General features: G+C 53.6%; 17 protein-coding genes and 1 tRNA gene. 2 read left to right on the forward strand and 16 right to left on the reverse strand.

Annotation, left to right across the window (positions count from 1 at the left end; genetic code table 11):
• Window positions 1-22: 22 nt before the first annotated feature.
• The 13 genes from tilS to E1757_RS32145 form a co-directional block, all read right to left on the reverse strand.
• Entirely contained in the window at window positions 23-1,477 is a 1,455-nt protein-coding gene (gene tilS, locus E1757_RS32085; protein ID WP_133235970.1) for a tRNA lysidine(34) synthetase TilS, read from the reverse strand.
• A gap of 93 nt (window positions 1,478-1,570) precedes the next feature.
• Window positions 1,571-2,491 (reverse strand): protein kinase domain-containing protein, encoded by a 921-nt coding sequence (locus E1757_RS32090; RefSeq protein ID WP_133235972.1) that lies wholly within the window; start codon window positions 2,489-2,491, stop codon window positions 1,571-1,573.
• The gene (locus E1757_RS32095) at window positions 2,475-3,251 is read right to left on the reverse strand and encodes a vWA domain-containing protein (protein ID WP_246079683.1); all 777 of its coding nucleotides are present in this window, start codon (window positions 3,249-3,251) and stop codon (window positions 2,475-2,477) included. Before E1757_RS32095 ends, E1757_RS32090 begins: the two co-directional genes overlap by 17 nt.
• 408 nt (window positions 3,252-3,659) lie before the next feature.
• Window positions 3,660-6,155, reverse strand: a complete 2,496-nt coding sequence (gene spoIIE, locus E1757_RS32100; protein WP_133235976.1) for a stage II sporulation protein E — start codon at window positions 6,153-6,155, stop codon at window positions 3,660-3,662.
• A 466-nt stretch (window positions 6,156-6,621) separates the two neighbouring features.
• A tRNA-Met gene (locus tag E1757_RS32105) sits at window positions 6,622-6,695 on the reverse strand.
• 128 nt (window positions 6,696-6,823) lie between these two features.
• Window positions 6,824-7,345, reverse strand: coding sequence for a S1 domain-containing RNA-binding protein (locus tag E1757_RS32110; protein WP_133235978.1), 522 nt, complete (start codon window positions 7,343-7,345; stop codon window positions 6,824-6,826).
• Between the two features lie 106 nt (window positions 7,346-7,451).
• On the reverse strand, window positions 7,452-7,784 hold the full coding sequence (locus E1757_RS32115) for an FtsB family cell division protein (RefSeq protein WP_133235980.1): 333 nt from the start codon (window positions 7,782-7,784) through the stop codon (window positions 7,452-7,454).
• A gap of 15 nt (window positions 7,785-7,799) precedes the next feature.
• On the reverse strand, window positions 7,800-8,378 hold the full coding sequence (yabQ, locus tag E1757_RS32120) for a spore cortex biosynthesis protein YabQ (protein ID WP_133235982.1): 579 nt from the start codon (window positions 8,376-8,378) through the stop codon (window positions 7,800-7,802).
• Window positions 8,375-8,659, reverse strand: coding sequence for a sporulation protein YabP (yabP, locus tag E1757_RS32125; protein ID WP_133235984.1), 285 nt, complete (start codon window positions 8,657-8,659; stop codon window positions 8,375-8,377). The genes yabQ and yabP overlap by 4 nt, the downstream gene beginning before the upstream one ends.
• 118 nt (window positions 8,660-8,777) lie before the next feature.
• Window positions 8,778-9,062 (reverse strand): RNA-binding S4 domain-containing protein, encoded by a 285-nt coding sequence (locus E1757_RS32130; protein WP_133235986.1) that lies wholly within the window; start codon window positions 9,060-9,062, stop codon window positions 8,778-8,780.
• A complete protein-coding gene (locus E1757_RS32135) occupies window positions 9,062-9,334 on the reverse strand; it encodes an HU family DNA-binding protein (RefSeq protein WP_133235988.1) in 273 nt (90 codons plus the stop codon). The genes E1757_RS32130 and E1757_RS32135 overlap by 1 nt, the downstream gene beginning before the upstream one ends.
• A 64-nt stretch (window positions 9,335-9,398) precedes the next feature.
• Entirely contained in the window at window positions 9,399-10,895 is a 1,497-nt protein-coding gene (yabN, locus tag E1757_RS32140) for a bifunctional methyltransferase/pyrophosphohydrolase YabN (protein WP_133235990.1), read from the reverse strand.
• 88 nt (window positions 10,896-10,983) lie between these two features.
• On the reverse strand, window positions 10,984-12,723 hold the full coding sequence (locus E1757_RS32145) for a putative polysaccharide biosynthesis protein (protein ID WP_133235992.1): 1,740 nt from the start codon (window positions 12,721-12,723) through the stop codon (window positions 10,984-10,986).
• A gap of 291 nt (window positions 12,724-13,014) precedes the next feature.
• Here E1757_RS32145 and E1757_RS36155 point away from each other — a divergent pair, with 291 nt between their 5' ends.
• On the forward strand, window positions 13,015-13,212 hold the full coding sequence (locus E1757_RS36155; RefSeq protein ID WP_181956721.1) for a hypothetical protein: 198 nt from the start codon (window positions 13,015-13,017) through the stop codon (window positions 13,210-13,212).
• A 141-nt stretch (window positions 13,213-13,353) separates the two neighbouring features.
• The gene (locus E1757_RS32150) at window positions 13,354-14,022 is read left to right on the forward strand and encodes an ABC transporter substrate-binding protein (protein WP_246079684.1); all 669 of its coding nucleotides are present in this window, start codon (window positions 13,354-13,356) and stop codon (window positions 14,020-14,022) included.
• A 125-nt stretch (window positions 14,023-14,147) separates the two neighbouring features.
• Here E1757_RS32150 and spoVT read toward each other — a convergent pair whose 3' ends face one another.
• The 3 genes from spoVT to mfd all read right to left on the reverse strand — a co-directional run bounded on the left by spoVT (window position 14,148) and on the right by mfd (window position 19,544).
• Entirely contained in the window at window positions 14,148-14,690 is a 543-nt protein-coding gene (gene spoVT, locus E1757_RS32155) for a stage V sporulation protein T (RefSeq protein ID WP_133235994.1), read from the reverse strand.
• A 245-nt stretch (window positions 14,691-14,935) separates the two neighbouring features.
• Window positions 14,936-16,036 (reverse strand): peptidylprolyl isomerase, encoded by a 1,101-nt coding sequence (locus E1757_RS32160; RefSeq protein ID WP_133235996.1) that lies wholly within the window; start codon window positions 16,034-16,036, stop codon window positions 14,936-14,938.
• Window positions 16,023-19,544, reverse strand: a complete 3,522-nt coding sequence (gene mfd / locus E1757_RS32165; RefSeq protein WP_133235998.1) for a transcription-repair coupling factor — start codon at window positions 19,542-19,544, stop codon at window positions 16,023-16,025. The genes E1757_RS32160 and mfd overlap by 14 nt, the downstream gene beginning before the upstream one ends.
• Between the last annotated feature and the right edge of the window lie 213 nt (window positions 19,545-19,757).

A 19,757-nucleotide genomic window follows, 5' to 3' on the forward strand; every position in this document is an offset into this window, starting at 1 on the left:
CTACTGGGATGAAATTGTATAATTATTTATACGATTCTTGACATGCAAAAGGATCGTAATCCCGCATGTAAAGCTTCATATACAAGATTAATCGGGTTTCGTCGGTCACCGGCGCCAGGGACGATCTTCTGACCCCCGGCAGCCACACGATGCGGCCTTGACCGTCCGTTATGACGGGCATGCTGCCACGCAAGCTGGGCGGAATTTTGGCGTCAATAAACATATCCTTTACTTTTTTCGAGCCGTTTAATCCGAACACGCTCATCCGGTCGCCGTCCCTGCGGCTGCGAACCTGCAAAGGGAGTTGAAGCTGGCCGGCATCGAACCATGCGGCAAAAGCGCGATCGCGATCCCCCGCCGACAGATCGAATGCGTCCCGGTCAAACAGTGCGCATTCGAGCCGGGCGCCTGTTTCATTTATGCGCAAACTGCCCGCTTGCGGCTCGAGCGTATATAAAAACGGGATAGGCGGTACCACATAATTATGAAGACGAACCGAATCATATTCCGTAGTTAAAATGACGTTTGCACCAATATTCAAGGTCAGGTTGGAGACGCCGTCCTTCACAATCGCTTCCCTAACCTGCTCCAGCTTCAGGAAATCGATGGAATCGGCCTCAAGAGCAAGATAATTTAATATTAGTTTAATCAATCGCCTTTGTAAAGCAACATGTAACCCGGAAAACCATTTTCTTGACCACCTGGCGCAATCGCTTTCTTTGACTACATGCCGCTCGAATAACGGTTTGATCTGCGATTCCATATAATCGTGCTCGGCCGCCATCATTTCGGACAAGCGATTGAGCGCCTGCGGCAGCTGTTCATTGTACCGGTCTTGAAGCGCCGGCATCAGCTCAAGCCTGATTTCGTTGCGGACATACTTGCTGCTGTCCAGATTGCTGCTGTCTACGCAATAGTTCAAATGCCGGTCGCGGCAGTAGGCAACGATTTCTGATTTATATATACGAAGCAAAGGGCGCACAAGTTCCATTTCATTTTCAAATCGGCGCCTGGGAATCCCTGCCAGCCCGGCCGGCCCTGTCCCGCGAAGGAAGCGCATCAACAGCGTTTCCGCCTGATCGTCGGCATGATGCGCCAGAGCGATCCGCTTGGCCCCGAACTTCGCAGCGGTATCATGCAAAAACCGGTAACGCAGTTCCCTCGCCGCGCTTTGCGCGTTCTTGCCGGTCTCCCGGATGTACTGCGGCACGTCTATCCGCGTCACCTCGCACGGCAGACCGAGCTCGGCAGCCCATGCCGCCACGAATGCGGCTTCCCGCTCCGATTCCTCGCCGCGAAACCGGTGATCCATATGTGCCACGATCAGCCGCCAGTTCCATGACTTGGACAATGTAAAAAGGACATGCAGCAAAGCGACGGAATCCGGCCCCCCCGATACCGCCACCACGATACTGTCCCCTTGCTCGAAAAGGCGCTCTGTTCTGATTTCCTTCTCTACACCGGATACGAAATCCATACTTCCATTCCTTTCGACAACCGTCTCCCGTCAAGCTCCTGCCCGATTGCAAACAACAGGGGCTGATCCGTATGCCACCCGATGCGGCCTGTTTCAAGACGGCCAATAAACCAAATATAACGTCACTCCGAACATAAGCAGGGAGAGGGCGAAGCACAATTTCAACCAGCCGGCCAGCCCTTTCTTCGACGATGCAAGCGCCGGCTTCTTATAGCCTTGCCTACGCCATTCGGCCAATGCCTGCCGGGATGTCGCATACTGCCCGAGCAGCGCTTTGCGCAGCAGCGGCGCGACGGGGCGAAGCGCCGTGTTCGATTGCAGCATGCCGAGAAGCAGCTCGACGCTGCGGTTTTGCGGCAGCAGCTTGTCGAGCCCTTTCAGCCGCTGCTCGGATTCCATGCTGCTGATGATCAAAACGGCGAAAGCGAACAAGTCGTAAGCCTCGTCCGCCGTGCGCGAGCCCGCGCCCCAGTAGCCGCGGTCGTATACCTCCGTAAACTGCTTAACGGAGCGTCCTTTCGCCGTGACCCCGCCGAAGTCGATCAATTCCACGTCGCCGTAGCCGGAAACCAGCATATTTTGCACCTTAATATCGCCGAAAATATAGGACTGCGCATGCAGCTCGACCAGCTTGCGCAGCATGTTGAGCCCGATCAGATGCACCCAATCGCGCCCGTTTCGCCAAATGAAGTCGGTCATCGACTGGCCTTTAATGTAGCGCATAATATAATACGGATAATCGACGCCGCCGAGACGGAAGTCGTCGACATCCAGCAAATAGTTGCGAAACGAGGTGTCCGACCTGGACAGCACTTTCAGGGCGTTGATCTCCGATTGATGATCTGCGGCGTCGAAGCCGATTTTCATCGCATAGCTGAGCTGCCCCCGCTTCACGAGATACACCTTGCCGTTCGCCCCGGCGCCCAGCAATCGTTCGACGCGGTACTGCGATTTATTCCACTTTCCGATAATGACAGAACCCGGCTGCAGCTCCTGCTCAAACGACGTAGTCACTCAGCATCCCATCCTTGCCCTTCCGCGTGCGTCCCGGCGCATGCCCCTGATTATCCGCTTCATTCTCTTCATTCCTTATATCGTCAGAAATGCCGCCGGTCATAAATTCGATGACTTTTATCAGCGCAGGACCCGTAGGGGTCGTACCCTTCATGTTTAATTTATAAAACAAACGGTTTAGATTTGCAAGATTTGTTGTCCAATCCAAATCCATCTCCACATCCAGCTGCGGCAGCGTCGAACCGGGAAAATGAAACACGGCCGTCTTGCTGACGCCTGCCCGCGCCTGCAGACTAAGCTGCAAATCGTAAATCGCTTCTTTGACGGCCTGCAGTTTAGGCTTCATGCTGGCACTCGTATCAATCAGCAAAGCGATGCGCAGATCGGTGGTTTCGGTCAAATCATCCATGACCTGCACGACCTCGGAACGTTTGTCCGGCGGCAAGCTCTCGATGCGGGAATCTCCCAATATTTGCTGCAGTTCCTTCCCGATCACCTGCTGGATCGATTGCGTAACTGTCTTTCGCGTCATCATTTGAACCGTCTGGGATAGCTGGTCCGTCGTAACAATCCGGCTCATTCCACCGCCCGCGCCGGCGATTTCGTTAATTTCCTCCGCTCCGTGCTCGGCCGAAAATCCGGAATCCAGCAAGCCTATGACATTCACCACGATTCCTTCCGCCTTCGCTTGGGCGGCCGCAATGACCGGGCTAATCCCTACATTGGAGCAACCGTCGGTGATGAGTATAATTTGTTTCATCGTTTGTACCCTCCTGTGCTGAGGCTCACTCAAGCAAACCGGCTTGGAAGCCGCGCCGAATGCGTGCCGCCGGCATTGGCATTCATCAGCCTTGGCCGGGGTGTATGCTCCGACTGATGCGGTTTGTCCGTCTCGTTTGCGCTCGCCTATCGTTCCTACTAGTTTTTCCATTTCATAGGTTTCCTAAACTTGGAAAATGTTTTGCCGCGGCAGGTTTCGAACGTTTTCTCCCGGGCGCTCTTGCTGCATAGGTAAAGGGATTGTCCAAGGAGTCTGCGGAGCTCCTTGAACAATCCCTTTATCCAATTGCTTTACGCTGCGAGGCTGCCGCCTTCTGCCGCCACCCTTATATAAACAGGACCCGATGTTGTATCCTGGCAAGAGTCATCCGGTTTGTGGCTCATGTTGTCAGCTTACGGTCTTGGGCCGCTCGATTCGCTGCATGCCAGGCCAACTGAAGGTTGCCCATTCCGGCTTATATTTTTCAATACGCGCCACCACGACCGTCATGTCGTCATAAATTTCTCCGTGGTGATAGCGTACAACCCGCTCCAGTAATATATCGGCAAATTCCTGCGGCGTTTCGGTCTCAATTTCCGAAAGCGTCCGCTTCATCCACATTTCTTTATTGACCGCATGTCCCGGCGCATCGTAGATGCCGTCGGTCATCATGATCAAAATATCGCCCGGAAGCAGCGGCATACTGACCAAATCGACCTCTATATCGTCGACAATACCGACAGGCAAATTGTTCGCGGTAATCGGAAACACCTCGCTGCCGCGTTTAATGAAGCTCGGGGTCGAGCCGATCTTCAAAAACGTCGTATGCGCGCTGTACAAATCAATGATCGCGACATCGACCGTCGCATACATCTCGTCGGAGGAACGCAGCATGAGCACCGAATTGACCGACTTGATCGCGAGCCTCTCGTCCATACCCGACTGCAGCAGCTGCTGCAGTATCGTCAAAGCGGCGCTGCTCTCGGCCCTCGCCCGTTCCCCGTTGCCCATGCCGTCGCTCAAGGCGACGGCGAACTTGCCGTTGCCGAGCTCGACGGTGCTGAAGCTGTCCCCGGACAGCAGATCGCCTCCTTTGGCGGCTGCGGCAATGCCGGTCTCGATCTCGTATTCCTTGGCCGAACCGAATACGACGGTGCTGTAGCCTTCCTTGCGCTCCAGCAGCTGCTCATTTTTTACGGCAATATGCTCTCCGATAATGTCCGACAGCAGCGGGGCGATAATTTTGCGGCATTCATCATATCCCTTCGTATATTGATGAATAATTTCAATTTCCACATTGCCTTCATCCAGGCTGATGATATCTATGCTATGGATCGATAGCCCCAGCTCCTCCAAGGCACCCCGGATTTGTTCCTCCTGCAGAAACAATTCCTGGCCTTCCCGTTTAATTTCCTTGGCCAAATCCTCCATGACCTGCGACACGCCGGACAGCTGGTCTGCAACTAATTGACGGCTGTCGATAATTTGTTTTTTCCAATGCTGATCGTTTTTGTACAAGCCGTACTGCTGCTTCATCACCTCGAGCACCTGATCGGTTTTGGCGCATATTTTTTTCCACTGCGGCGGGATATCCTTGCGGGTCATCTCCGGATCGAGCTCCACCTCCGTCATCATATCGGTCATAAACTTGTACGTCTGATAAAACTTGTTGTCCCAGCATTGATTCCGCTTCCAGCAGGCAGCGCAGGTGCGCTCCGCCACGGAGTTCATAAAATGCCCGACATCCTCCTCCTTGCGCATCGTTTGCGCATCGACCGTTATTTGTTTGAAGCTTTTGGAAAGCTGACGGAATACCTCCGAAAACTGCTCCACCCTGCTCGCCGTAAGATCCCGCACCCGCTTGGCGTAATCATGCTGCGACTTCAAATTTTCCTGCGTGCCGGGCACATATTTGGCCAGCGATTCGATCATGCTCCGCGGCGTGAGCAGAAACATCAATACGGCCACCGCCGATTCCCATGTGGAATGGATAACTTCCGCCTGGGTGCCGATATAGAAGGAAAGGATGGACGAGCCCAGCAGCATTCCCATGGCAACGGCCAGCCGGTTGCCCTCCTTCAATAAGCCGGCGAGCATCCCGGCAAACGCCAACAGACTCATCTGGTATATGGCGTTGGAGTTGGCAAGGCTTAAAATCAAGCCGGTAATGACGCCAACCGAAGCACCCAGTGGCGCTCCGCCAACCAACGCGAACAGCAGAATCAAATAGCGGGAGAGCACGTGCTCCACTGTAACAGGACCCGTCAGCCAGCCGACCGTCCCTGTCATGACGGAGGCGAGCAAAATAATGAGGCAGATCACTTCCTCATTTTTCAGGCTGTAGTTTTTGCGGGTCAATGTAAATACAGGAATCGCCTGTAAAAAAATATGCGTTAATATCAAGCTGAGCAGCGCCTCGACGCTCGTCAGCATAAACGTATACCAGCTCAGCTCCGTAGTGACAAGACAGGCGAACAGCTGCACGAAAAAGACGGATACAAAGACGATGACAGGAGCATAAGAAATATCGGATCGTTCAAAGCGCTCCACACCTTTCTGAATGAGCGCAAAAACGAGAATTTGCGCAGCCATATAACCGGTATGCATCGGCTCGGCCGAAAACAGGCTCCCTGCGATCAGAAGCAGCCCCGACAGGAGCACCAGCTCCCGCCGCAAAAAATAGATAACGGCAAAAAAAGCGACGGCGAAAGGCGCCAATTGGTCGAGGATCATCGCCCTGCCCAGTAAAAATGACATCAATAATAACAGGATGGACCATTTCTTGATGACGAACGATTGAACGAGCCGATTGTCCAACACGATGCCGGCCGTTTTTTGCTTGGCCTGCTGCGTCCACCGGTTCCATGTAAGCCCTGCATTGGTTAAGCCTAATTTTTTTAGCATATTTTATGAACACCACCCATAAGCTATTAGTGGTTCCTAGTATAGCGGCAGTGCCCCATAAAAGTTTGTCACAATGAGTTGGCGAGCCAAAAGTTTTTTCCGACAAAAAACAGGACGAGCCCGCAGCCCACGCCGCAGTAAGCGGCAGACATTTTTGTAAACGTTTACAATTTAAAATAAAATTTATTTTGAAACGAACGTTCGCCTCACCGGAACGCTATGCATGCTCTATTGCCGTTAGATGCTGTCGATTCAGCCTATTCCCCATAAGGTTACGACAAAAGCACCGAAACCGGCTTCAGCGCGACGACAAGCTTAGGGAAAGAGTTCCAAAAGTCTGCCTGATTTAAAAGAAAAACCGTCAGAAACGCCGATATTCTCTGATTACGATGTGCCTGCTCTCAATCCAAAAAAAACACCCCGCCGGAATCAACGTTCTCGGCAGGGTGCCTTTCGTGACTTGCAATAGCGGCAGAGGGGATCGAACCCCCGACCTTACGGGTATGAACCGTACGCTCTAGCCAGCTGAGCTACGCCGCCACAACAAGCATGAGTATATAATGCCTCATCCGTTTTGTCAAGCTGATCGGACAATGCTCGGTGAAGGCACGTATAACTAAAAAGCCGTACGAACGATTCCCCGTTCATACGGCTGAAATATGCTATGGTTAATCGCGTCTGGCGCCTCGGCCTCCACGTTTCCCCTCGGTGTTCTTCTTCAGGGACGAGATGCGTTCTTCGCTGTCTTTCAGAAAACGCGATACTTTATCTTCGAATGTCAATTTGCCAGCAGGAGGCTTGCCTCCACGACCCCCGCGGTCTCCACCGCGTCCGCCGCCGCCGAATCCGCCACGACCGGTTTCGCTTCTTCCGCCGCCAAAACCGCCGCCAGCTCCAGGTCCGCCAGGTCCGCCACCTTGTCTTTCAAAACGAGCGGGCTTCGCTTCCACCGGCTTATCAACCGCTTGCTTGATTGATAGACCGATTTTGCCGTCCTTATCCACATTAATCACTTTGACGGTAACCATGTCATTCAACTTCAGATGGTCGTTGACATCCTTAACATAGTTATCTGCTATCTCTGAGATATGCACTAGGCCCGTACCGCCCTCAGGTAGCTCCACAAACGCCCCAAAGTGAGTAATGCCCGTAACCTTTCCTTCCAGCTTGCTGCCCACTTCAATTGCCATAAAGTAAAATGTTCCTCCCTTAAATAGTTAACGAAAACCCTGACATGCCGATTATAACGTACAGCTACAATATGGTCAACAAAAGCTTTGATAGCGCTGTCGCGCCCTACTTCTTTTGTTCCTTGGGTACATAAAACAGGATTTCCCCCTGCTTGATATAGTGCAGCTCCTTACGGATTTTTTGCTCCACGTATTCGGGATCGTTCAATCGGACGACTTCGCGCTTCGTATTCTCGTTGATCAGCTTCGCCTCATTCAGCTTCTCTTCCAACGCGGCTACTTTCTCGCCACGATCATTGATTTTACCGATTTGATTCCACAGGGTGACTCCCGCCCAGCTCAAAAAACAGCCTAAAACAATCATCACCAACCGGCGTCTCCGGTATGAGCCTTTGTTGGAAGGCTTCGCACTGCTGCTTGCCTTGGAGGCAGAACTCATAACTGCAAAATCCTCCTACGTCCGGCCGAATAGCCGCCGAATCAACGACGAAATCGTCTGGCCTAATTGTTTTACCCATACAGGGACGTTTATTTTCCGAATCAGCGGCATGGAAAGCCACTTTAACAGTCTCCACACAGGATAAAGCAATTGTAACATAATTTTATAAAGGAAAATAGCTATGGCCCACAAAAATCCTAAAAATAGGATTACCGCCCGATACAACCATACAGCCGGCGTAATGATAAAAATTTCGATCGTCCGCTTCACGATGCGGATCAACGCGCGGACCATACGGATCAAAAATAAAACGAACCCAATGACCATCCGGCTGAACAAGGCGAAATATACGGCCACACCGGCCAAAACAGCAATGAATACATACATCCGCACTTGTCCCAGATTGCTCATGTACAAGAGCTTGAATACGAGCAGCGTTCCGATGAGCCAAAATGCGAGATCCAACAGGTAGTAGGCATACCTCGGTGCCTTCAGCTGGCTTGCAAGCACCCGGTACAAATCAAACATACCGCCTAACGATAGTCCCCCCAACAGCATCATGCCCATCGTTACGAACTGCGTCTGCAGCGTCACTTAAAGATCTTGCCCCACAATCCCTTGGATTTGCCTTGGGAATTGGTATCAACATAGGCCAGCTCGTTCACCAATCCTTCAATCGCCACCAACCCTTGCTCCAGACTCAAGTTTTTGATGTGCAGGTTCTGCCCTTTGATCATGAGAAATCCGCATTCGGTTTCCAGTAGAAACTCTTCACTGTCGAAACTCTCCACGTTCATGACGCCGGACACTTCGAGCAGTTTGCGGTTGAGCATCTTGATTTCTTGTCGCTTCACTTTTCCCGGCTCGATTGCCATGGTACGATCCCTCCCGGCAGCTTGTTGAAGGCTTGGGTAACCCCGAACAAAGCTTGTTTACTTAAAAATATGGAGGGATGTCCAAGATTAGAACCAGCAAAAAAAGAGACTGAACGAATCAGTCTCCCTGGCTTTGCCATAATTCGGTTTTGTGCATTTCTTCTTTCAGCAGGGTGTACATCTTTGCCGCGTCTTCCTTGCGGGGCGACTCGGAAAGCAGTTCCACACGCACCGTCACGCTCTTTTGCCCGAATTGAATTTTCAACTCGTCGCCGATTTTGACGGCGCTGCTCGGTTTCGCATCTCTCCCGTTAATCCAGACGCGTCCTTGATCGGACACGTCTTTGGCGACCGTACGCCGCTTGATTAACCGGGAAACCTTGAGAAACTTATCAAGGCGCATTATTTTACCGCTTCTTTAAGCTTGTTACCTGCTTTGAAAGCCGGAACTTTGGACTCAGGAATGGCAATTTCTTTGCCCGTTTGCGGGTTGCGGCCCGTGCGCCCGGAGCGCTTGCGAATTTCGAATGTGCCAAAGCCGATTAATTGTACTTTGTCGCCAGACGACAGCGCGTCGGTTACTTCGCCCAGAAAGTTGTTAAGAACGGTTTCAACGTCCTTTTTCGTCATACCGCTTTTTTCAGAAATGTTGTTGATCAGGTCTGTTTTGTTCATGGATACTTTTCCTCCTCAAAAATAACACTGTGTTATGTATTCTTTGTTAGTCAGGAAATTCCTGCTAGTTCATGTCGATTCTTAAAACTTTTTTTGCTTCCTGCCACAAAGACTCCATCTCTTGTAGATCAGTTTGGTCAAAATTTTTGCCCTTTAAACGCAATTGGCGCTCAATATAACCGAATCGCTCAAAAAATTTGCGATTCGCTCCAGCCATCGCTTCTTCCGGTTCAATCTTCAAAAAACGGGCCAAATTAACGACGGCAAACAGCAGATCGCCCAACTCCTCCTGCTGCTCCTTAAACGACTGTTCGGCGATCGCTTCCCTCACTTCCGCCAGCTCCGATTCGACAACCTCCAGCACTTCCTCCAGCCGTGTCCAATCGAAGCCGACGGCGGCCGCTTTTTTCTGCAGCTTGTATGCCTTCATTAAGCCGGGCAGCTCGCGCGGCACGCCGCTCAGTACGGACAGCTCCGCAGGATCGACGCCCTTTTGGCGTTTCTCCTCCTGCTTGATCTGCTGCCAGTTTTGCAAGGCGTCCTCCGCATCCTCCGCCTGCATGTCTCCGAAAACATGAGGATGGCGGCGGATCAGCTTCTCATTTAAAGCGCCGATCACATCAAGCACGGTAAACCCGCCTTCTTCGGCCTCGATTTGCGAGTGCAGCATAATTTGCAGCATCAAATCGCCCAGCTCTTCGGCCATATGCTCGGGATCCGCTTCGTCGAACGTTTCCAGCACCTCGTATGCTTCCTCAATCAAGTTTTTGCGCAAGGACTGATGGGTTTGTTCGCGGTCCCAAGGGCAGCCCTCCGGACTGCGCAAAATGGCGACAATTTCGTGAAGTCGGGCGAACGTCCGGTTGCGCAGCCGGTCCTCGTCGGAACGGGGCACCCATACAAGCGATAAATTGCCGTAATCCTGGAGATGGTCGAGCTCGTACAGCGGGATGCGGTGAATCCGCTCCTCGTCCGCTACGCCTAATGCATGTCCGACAACGACCTCCAGATCGTCCGGATACAGCTCCATCAGCGTCAGCTTGACGTCGGAGGCGGTAAACGTGTCGTACACCTGGCCGATGACTGTATGCAGCTGCGGGTTCAAGCTGTGTACGGACAGATCGGTTCCGTTCAGCAGCTGGAAGCCTTCGATCGGATCGAACCCGAGGCGCAGAAACGCCTGGTCCAGGAAGCTTTCCCCGCCCAGCAGCTGCAGCGCCACGCCCTCCTGCGGGCAGCGGTCGCGAAGCAGCTGTACCGTCTTTTCGGCCACCATCGGATGGCCGGGCACCGCGTATACGACGGGCGCGGACGAGGCTTTGGCCGCAGCCAGCAGATCGCCGGCGATCGCTTCATAAACCTCCTCAAACGAGTCGTGGCGCTCGTACAGTGCATCGAACGATTCATATCCGATTCCGTTCGCTTGAAGCATAGCGACCATCGGATGCCGGTCGGTGCGCAGGCACAGCTTGTCCGCCGCCTGAAGCTGCTTCCAGACGCCGAGCGTCAGCTGATCGGGATCGCCGGAGCCTAGACCGACGACGATAATTTGCGGTTGCATGGCATTCGCCTCCTTATAAGGATAACTGAAATGTATTGCCGATACCGCTCGCTCACGCTTCGCCGAGCGGCAGGGGGAGCGCCGCATATTACCGCAGCAGCCTTGTCCTGCGCAGCAGCGCGAGCGGCTTGCCCCGCAGCTGCGGAATGTGCGCCAGCTCGGCGGAGGTTACAACGCCGAGCTTCAGCAGCGCGAGCGCGTAGACGAGCGCGCCTACGGCTACGCCTGCGAGCGCGACCGCGGCCGCCAAGCCCCGCGGGGGCAGGCTCAGCCGGAGCGCGCCCAGCAGCGCGGGCAGGCCGTGCGTCACGGCGAGCAGGGCCGCGGTCATCAAGCCGATGCACAGCAGCGGTTTGATGACCGCGCGGCCGACCGCCGGCGTGACGCCCGTCGCGCGCAGCGCGTGGGCGAGCGCGAGACCGCCCGCGAGCGCATAGGCGGCCACCGCCGCGGCTGCGGCGCCATCGATGCCCCAGCGGGGCACGAGGGCGGCGTTCGCCGCGACTTTGACCGCCGCCGCGGCGAGCAGGTAGAGCGCCGGCGCCGCCACGGCGCCGAAGCCCTGCAAAATGCTGCCCGCGATAATGTTCAGCGTGCTGAACAGCGCGGTATATGCGAGGATCGCCATCGACATCGATCCTTCCGCGCTCTTGAACAGCATCATGTTGATCGGTTCGGCCAGCACGGACAATCCGACCGAGGCGGCCAATCCGATCAGCCACGTGATCCGCAGCGACATCACGGTACGGCCGAGCAGCAGCGCGGCATCCCCCTTGTACTTGGCCTCCGCTATGGCAGGGACTAGCGCGGCCGACATCGAGGAGGCGATCATCGCCACCAGCTGCACAAGAGGGAGCCCGTGATTATACAAGCCGAATTGATACAGCGCTCCGCTTTCGTCAAGTCCGTAACGCATCAACAGCCGCGGTACGGTGAATGAATCGACCATGGTCAGAATCGGCAGCGCAATCGTGCCGAGACAAATCGGCAGCGCATACAGCAGAAGGCGGCGCACGAGGCTGCCTGTCGTTTCCCTCTCATAAGGCGCTTCTTGTGTCTTCGCATCCGCCGCATCTACGGCGGGACGGGGTCCGGCGGCAGTGCCCCCGTAAAGGTCCTCCCGTTCCGCTCGAGTCTGGCCTGCCTTACGGCGAAGCCGTTCTCTCCGGTCGTAATAAAGCATGACGAGCAGTCCGGCGACAGCTCCCATGACCGAGCCAAATGTCGCGCCGGCGGCGATCCAGTCCGCTCCGTAGCCGTAATGGACGAAAAACAGCAGCAGGGCGAACATCGTCACCACCCTGACCGTCTGTTCGAACACCTGCGAAACGGCTGTCGGAATCATGTTCTGATAGCCTTGATAATAGCCGCGCAGCGCGGACATTACCGGGACCAGCAGCAGCGCGAACGAGACGCTGCGAATGGCCATGCCGGTCTGCGTCGCCCCCATCAGGTCCGCCAGCCAGCCGGAACCGAAGTACAGGAATAAAAAAAACAGAAAGCCTGAGACGACCAGCACCGCCGCCGATACTTTAAGCACGCGCCGCCCTTCCTCGTAACGGCCCGCTGACGCATGCTCCGATACGAACTTGGACACGACGATCGGAAAGCCGGCCGTAGCCAAAAATAAAATTAAAATATAAAGCGGATAGACCGCATTATAGATACCGAAGACTTCGTCGCCCGCGACGTTTTGCAGCGGAATTTTTTGCATGGTACCGATCAGCTTGGACAGCACTGCCGCTGCTCCCAGCACGGCTGCGCCCCGCAGCAGCACCGCTCCCGTTTGCCGCGCCTCTCGGCCCTGAGCCTGCGCTTTTTCTTTCATCCCCGCTTCCCCTTCGCCTACCAAACTTGTCCGTTGCCTTCGGCCGTTCTCACGGCACCGCTGCAATCCATCTATTATATACCATCCAATTTGGCAAAAAAAGAATGCCGCCAGGAACGCGTCATTTTCCCCGCAGGACTGCTTCAAATTCCGTATTGACAGACAAGGTAATTATCCGTACAACGAAGCTGTTTATCCTTGGATAATAATGATAATCATTATCAATTATTGCCTTCGGCAACGAGCGCCTTTGTCAAGGTTGTGCAATTCAACTGAAAAAAGGAGCGATTCATGTTGTTATTCCATACATACCGCCGAATGAAAAAGCGTTCGGCGTTTATTCTTACCGGCGTTCTAACCGTCAGCTTTCTCCTGGCGGGCTGCAGCCGAACGACCGGTCAGGAGGGGCGCCGCGGGTGGCGGTACCTCGCAGCCGGCAGAGCCGAAAGCCGCGGCGCAAGCTTATACCGTCAAACATGCGATGGGTGAAACGAAAATTGCCGGCAATCCTGCCCGAGTCGTCATCTTGACGAATGAGGCACCGAGGCGCTGCTGTCGCTTGGCATCAAGCCGGTCGGGGCGGTCAAATCATGGTCCGGCAGCCCGTTTTATGACCATCTGAAAAAAGATTTGGACGGCGTCCAGGTTGTCGGCGACGAAAATCAGCCGAATCTGGAGGCAATCGCCCAGCTGAAGCCGGATTTGATCATCGGCAACAAGCTGCGCCAGGAGAAGGTGTACGCCCAGCTGTCCGCCATTGCGCCCACTGTATTTTCCGAACGGATCAATGCCGACTGGCAAAAAAACTTCAAGCTGTACGCCGAAGCATTGAACAAAAAGAACGAGGGCGACCAGCTGCTTGCCAAGCTCGACCAACGAATTGCAGATTTCAAGGTAAAGGCGGGCGAGAGCTTGAACATGAAGGTATCCCTTGTCCGGTTTATTCCGAGTAAAACGAGGATTTACTACAAGGATACGTTCGCCGGGTTCATGCTGCAAAAACTCGGATTTCCGCGCCCTCCGGCGCAAAATCAGGACAAATTCGCCGACGACGTGAACAAGGAACGGATTCCGGACATGGATGGCGATATATTGTTCTATTATGTATGGGATAACGAGAAGAAGGAATCGAGCCAGGGCGAGCAGGAATGGACGAACGAACCATTGTGGAAAAACTTGAACGCGGTGAAGAACGGCAAGGCGTTTAAAGTGAATGACGATATATGGAACTCCTCCGGCAGCATTATTGCCGCCAACTTGATGCTGAATGACCTGGAAAACATCATTTTGAAAAAATAATCGTTTTCATACAAGAGGGAAAGAGGGAGAGCGTTGCGCTCTCTTTTCTTTTTGTACGTACGGATCAGGCGCACACAAAAAAGGGAGCCCTCGACCCCCTTTTCAGCTTCTCTGAGCTCTCCCGATTATTGCTCCATCTGCTTGGCTAAAAACCCGGCGGCCGTTTCCGCCATCTTCATTTCCATTTGGCCCATTTTGACATTTTCATCCTTATTGAACAGTACGACCGATCCGATCGGATCGCCTCCGGCAACAATCGGCGCAACTACATAGGACGAATACGTTTCGCTCACATCTTTGATGACTTCATATTGGCCTGAATTGCTTTCCATTGCGCTCTTCCGATTTTCCATGCATGATTCCACCAGGGAACCGATCTGCTTTTCCAAGTAATCCTTCTTGGACGCCCCGGCCACTGCAATGATGGTATCGCGATCCGAGATCATCGTAGTATGATTGGTGCTTTCGTACAACGATTCCGCATACTCCTTGGCAAAATCGCCCAATTCGCCGATCGGGGAATATTTCTTCAAGATGACTTCCCCGTCGCGGTCAACGAAAATTTCCAGCGGATCCCCTTCTCTTATCCGTAGTGTGCGGCGAATTTCCTTAGGGATAACCACTCTTCCTAAATCGTCAATTCGACGAACGATCCCAGTTGCTTTCATAATTTCTAGATGCCTCGCTTTCCTTGAAGAGATAGTTACGACTGGATGACTCAGTTGTATTGTTCAATATAGAGGGAATTGGAGTTGTAGCCATAGTATTCTTCGATTCCCAGCGGCTTATACATGTATGGCTAGCGGGCGTCAAACGGGCCGTCTATGTACTTGCTAGGTGACGCCGTTGAATACATTATGTCCATATTTGAGAAATAAAAACAGGGTACCCATTCGGGTACCCTGGTAATATATTACTTGCTTGGCGTTTCGGTCTTCGGCGCTTCCGGAGTTGGCGCAGGAGCCGGCGTCGATGCAGGCGGCGCGGCCGGTGTAGGCTTCGGCAAGTTGTTGGTTTCGATAATCGTCGGCAGTTCTTTCTCGACGAATTCATATACCTGGCTTTCCGCAGCCTCGGAACGCAGATTTGGCTTCACTTCATCGAACGTTTTTGTCTTGCGCGATTCGACCTTCATAATATGATAACCGTAGGTAGTTTCAACCGGATCGCTGATTTGGTTCAACGGCAGCTCAATAGCCGCCTTCTTAAATTCAGGCACCCATTGGGAAATTTCGACGTTCTCATATTTGCCGCCTTTTTCCTTGGAGCCCGGATCTTCCGAATACTCCTTGGCCAGCGCCGCAAAATCGCCGCCATTCTTCAGCTTATCCTGCACTTCCTTCGCGCGGTTCAGCGCTTCTTCCTTCGTACGCGTTTCCTTCTGGGTGGTCGGATCCATCGTACCGATCAAAATATGGCTTACGGTGGCGACATCATAAACGTTTTTATCTTGAGCCAAATGCTTATCGTAGCCTTCTTTAATTTGCTGCTCGGTTACCTTGCTCTCCATAGCCGCAATCCCCTGCATGCTGCGGAGCACGAAGTCGTTAATGTCCTTCTCCGACACTCCGGCATCCTTCAACTGCTTGTCCAGACCGCCTTCTTGCATGCCAAGGAACATTTTGATCTGATCCATCTGCTCCTTCGTCTTCTGCTCCGCCTCCGCTTTGGCTTTATCGTCGGCACGGGCGGACAACACGCGGAACGTAACCAGCTGTTTCATCATATCCTGCTGAAATGCCGGATCTTCTTTATATTGGGCGTATTCCCTGTAGAAGAACGTATTGATATTCAAAAAGGTGTTGAATTCGCCGCGGGTTATTTTGCCGCCATCTTTATACGTTACCAGCACCTCGTCAGGATTGCCCTCCTGCTTGGCCGGCGCCGTCGTGCTCGTGTCGGCCGGAGCTTCCGTCTTTTTCCCGCAGCCTGTCGCCACCACCGAGACTAGTGTTACGGCGGCCAACAGCGCAATAAGCCCCTTTTTCGTTTTCACCCATTTATTTGACAGCATTCTGCAGTTCTCCCTTCAGTTTCAAAGCCCGCTTGTATTGTATCAAAAATTTTTCCAGCAATTCGATGCATTGATCCGGCTGCAGTCCTTTGCCTTTCAGCTGGATATGAATTTGCGGACCCGCGATCAGCTTCACCCGGCCTTCAAATTCGTTCGCGATTGCGAACAATCTTTGCCCGTCCAAGCTGCCGGTTTGGCCGGCATGAATTTTGATTTCATAATCCGATCCTTTTTGCGACACCGTTTCGATCGCATATAAAGAACCATACACTTTTAGGCGCGCCACTGCAAGCAGATTATGGACCGCTTCCGGCAAATCGCCGAAACGGTCGACAAGCTCGTCATGCAGCTCGGCCGCTTCTTCCAACGATTTAACGGCGGCAACCTTTTTATAAATTTCGATTTTTTGTACGCTGTCGTAAATATAGTCGCCGGGAATATACGCATCCAGTTGGATATCCAGCTGCGTCACCCAAGGCTTCTGCGTCTCTGGCGCCTCTCCCGTAATTTCATGCTTGCGCTTGGCGATCTCCTCCGCCAGCATTTGCGAATACAGGTCGAAGCCTACAGACGCGATAAAACCGTGCTGTTCCGCCCCGAGCAGGTTGCCCGCGCCGCGGATGGACAAATCCCTCATCGCAATTTTAAACCCTGACCCCAGTTCTGTAAACTCTTTTATCGCCTGCAGTCGTTTCTCCGCTACTTCGGTAAGCACCTTATCGCGCTGATAGGTGAAGTAAGCATAAGCAATCCGGTTCGACCGGCCGACACGTCCTCTCAGCTGGTAGAGCTGGGATAAACCCATTTTGTCCGCGTCATGGACGATCAGCGTGTTTACATTCGGGATGTCGACGCCGGTCTCAATAATGCTCGTGCTGACCAGAACGTCGTATTCCCCGTCCAGGAAGTCAAGTATCGTCTTCTCCAGCTCCTGCTCCGACATTTGACCGTGCGCGACCGTAACTCTGGCGTCCGGTACCAGCATCGAAATTTGCTCGGCCATCTGATTGATGCCCTGCACGCGGTTGAACAAATAGTACACCTGTCCTTCGCGGGCCAATTCGCGCTCAATCGCTTCGCGCGCCAGCGCGTTGCTCTGCTCCACGACATAAGTCTGCACCGGGAACCGGTTTTCCGGCGGCGTTTCGATAACCGATAAATCGCGTACGCCCAGCATCGACATGTGCAGCGTACGGGGAATCGGCGTCGCGGTCAGCGTCAGTACGTCGACATTCGTCTTCAACCGTTTCAGCTTCTCTTTATGAGATACGCCGAACCGCTGCTCTTCGTCGACGATCAGCAGTCCCAAATCTTTGAATTTCACGTCAGCCGACAATAACCGGTGCGTGCCGATGACGATGTCGACGGTACCCGCCTTTATGCCCTTCATCGTTTCGGTCTGCTCCTTCTTCGAGCGGAAGCGGCTCAGCACCTGGATATTGAACGGATAACCGGAGAAGCGCTCGCGGAACGTCTCGTAATGCTGCTGGGCCAATATGGTCGTCGGCACGAGAACGGCCACCTGCTTGCCGTCGATGGCCGCCTTGAAGGCGGCGCGGATCGCAACCTCGGTCTTCCCGTAGCCGACATCGCCGCAAAGCAGCCGGTCCATCGGCCTCGGCTTCTCCATATCTACCTTGATTTCCTCGATCGCGCGAAGCTGATCGGTCGTTTCCTCATATGGAAACATGCCTTCAAACTCCTGCTGGTAGTTGCTGTCCTGGCTGAAGCTATAGCCAAGCGTCGCCTGACGTTCGGCATACAGCTTGATAAGATCGTCGGCGATGTCTTGAACGGAAGCGCGCACCTTGCTCTTGACGCGGTTCCAATCGGCTCCGCCCAGCTTGTATACCTTCGGTTCCTTTTCTTCGGAGCCCACATATTTTTGAATATGGTCGATCTGGTCGATCGGGACCGAAAGCTTGTCTCCGCCGGCATACATGATATGCAAATAATCTTTATGAATTCCATTTATTTCCAATGTCCCGATGCCGACAAATTTGCCGATACCGTGGTTCACATGAACGACGTAATCGCCGATTTTCAGCTCCTGGTAGCTTTTGATCCGTTCGGCGTTCTCGATCTTCTTGTCTACCTTGCGCGCCTTGCGCTGCTTCTGCGTGAACATTTCCCCTTCGGTAATGACCACCAGATGAATATTCGGCAGTTCAAACCCGGTCTGCAGGTTGCCGTTTAAAATCGTCGGCTCCTCGATGCTGTAGTCGGCAAGCACGCGCCGTACCCGCTCCACCCGTTCTTCCCCGTTGGCCAGAACGAGCACCTTGGCGCCCGATTTTTTCCACCGTTCCATCTCGGATTTGAGCACGTTCATCTGCCCGTGAAAATTTTGCATCACCCGGCACATGAAATTAACGATATTTTGCGGCTGCGTTTGCGGCACCTGACGCAAAAACAACGACATGTACAGCGTCGGAAACGGCTTGCGCTGCAGCAAGCTTTCATACGGCTTCGAAAGGACAAGCGAAGGCATGCTTTTCCCGTCCTGCAGCGACATGGTCGTCCATTCCGCTTCATCCCGCTCCAGCTGCTTCGCCGTCTCGAGCAGCCTTGCCGGCTCGTCGATCAGCAGGACGGAGTCCGCCGGCATGTAATCAAGCAGCGTTTGGCGCTCCGGATAAAGCAGCGAAACATATTTAAACAATCCGGGAAAATATTGACCTTCCCGCAGCATTTCGATCTCATGCCCGACGCCTTCAAGCAGCCGCTCCTTCGCGCCGCGGTCGGCCATTTTTTCCAGCTGCGCCTGCAGCAGCTCATAAGCATGCTGCGCCGCAGATTGTAACCGTTTTCCATCGGCAATAATCTCACGGCAGGGCGCAATGACAACATCGTTAAGTTTGTCAATCGAACGCTGGGTCGAGATGTCAAAGGTCCGAATCGAATCAACATCCTCGTCAAACAATTCAATCCGGTACGGATGAACGGCATACAACGGGAAAAAATCGATAATCCCGCCGCGGACGCTCATCTCCCCTTTCGCCTCGACGCGTTCTACGCGCTCGTAGCCGATCCCGATCATACGGGCGACAAAATCATCCAGCTGCAGCGTCTGACCGACCGCGACCGGAATTCTCGCCTCGGCGATCAAGCCTTTGAGCGGCAGCACCCGGCGCATCCCGGCATAAGGTATGACCGCAATTCCGTGGAACCCGACGGCCAGCTTCGTTAAAGCGTCGATCCTCTGCGCCAGCATTTCCGGACTGGCTACGGCCGACTCCGCCGCCAGCAGCTCCTGTGCCGGAAACAATAAAACTTTGTCCGACGGCAAGCATTCCACCAAGTCCTCGAATATTTTCTGTGCGGAAAACATGTTATGCGTCACGATAAATAAAGGCTGCTGCAGCTGTTCATAAAGTGCCGCCAGCATGACCTGACGGGACGAACCCGATAAGCCCGACAGGAGCTGCTCCTTCATTCCGGAGCGTACGCCTGACACAATGCTCTGCAAATCAGAATCCGCGGAGAAAGCTTGAATTAAAGCCTGCAAAAACGTACACCCCTCTCACCCATTAACAAAGGCTTCTTGCGTAAGCCTGTTCAATATAGCTTCCATCTACATGGAAGCATTAACGGCGTAACGCTTCGGCGCCAGCATGCTCCGCCCCTGAACCGTTACGCTCCTGTATAAAAGTCACCTGTACCGGACCGGCGGTTGCCTCCAGACCGAGCAAGCGCGACTTTCCTCCCGCCCGCCTTCGTA

It is taken from the genome of Paenibacillus piri (genome assembly GCF_004354045.1).
Taxonomy (GTDB): domain Bacteria; phylum Bacillota; class Bacilli; order Paenibacillales; family NBRC-103111; genus Paenibacillus_S; species Paenibacillus_S piri.

Coding starts and splice junctions, on each gene's coding strand:
- spoIIE (WP_133235976.1), bottom strand. CDS start 6,155: ATGCTAAAAAAATTAGGCTTAACCAATGCAGGGCTTACATGGAACCGG.
- spoVT (WP_133235994.1), bottom strand. CDS start 14,690: ATGAAAGCAACTGGGATCGTTCGTCGAATTGACGATTTAGGAAGAGTG.
- E1757_RS32110 (WP_133235978.1), bottom strand. CDS start 7,345: ATGGCAATTGAAGTGGGCAGCAAGCTGGAAGGAAAGGTTACGGGCATT.
- yabP (WP_133235984.1), bottom strand. CDS start 8,659: ATGGCAATCGAGCCGGGAAAAGTGAAGCGACAAGAAATCAAGATGCTC.
- E1757_RS36155 (WP_181956721.1), top strand. CDS start 13,015: ATGTTGTTATTCCATACATACCGCCGAATGAAAAAGCGTTCGGCGTTT.
- tilS (WP_133235970.1), bottom strand. CDS start 1,477: ATGGATTTCGTATCCGGTGTAGAGAAGGAAATCAGAACAGAGCGCCTT.
- E1757_RS32135 (WP_133235988.1), bottom strand. CDS start 9,334: ATGAACAAAACAGACCTGATCAACAACATTTCTGAAAAAAGCGGTATG.
- E1757_RS32160 (WP_133235996.1), bottom strand. CDS start 16,036: ATGCTGTCAAATAAATGGGTGAAAACGAAAAAGGGGCTTATTGCGCTG.
- E1757_RS32145 (WP_133235992.1), bottom strand. CDS start 12,723: ATGAAAGAAAAAGCGCAGGCTCAGGGCCGAGAGGCGCGGCAAACGGGA.
- E1757_RS32115 (WP_133235980.1), bottom strand. CDS start 7,784: ATGAGTTCTGCCTCCAAGGCAAGCAGCAGTGCGAAGCCTTCCAACAAA.
- E1757_RS32130 (WP_133235986.1), bottom strand. CDS start 9,062: ATGCGCCTTGATAAGTTTCTCAAGGTTTCCCGGTTAATCAAGCGGCGT.
- E1757_RS32095 (WP_246079683.1), bottom strand. CDS start 3,251: ATGAAACAAATTATACTCATCACCGACGGTTGCTCCAATGTAGGGATT.
- yabN (WP_133235990.1), bottom strand. CDS start 10,895: ATGCAACCGCAAATTATCGTCGTCGGTCTAGGCTCCGGCGATCCCGAT.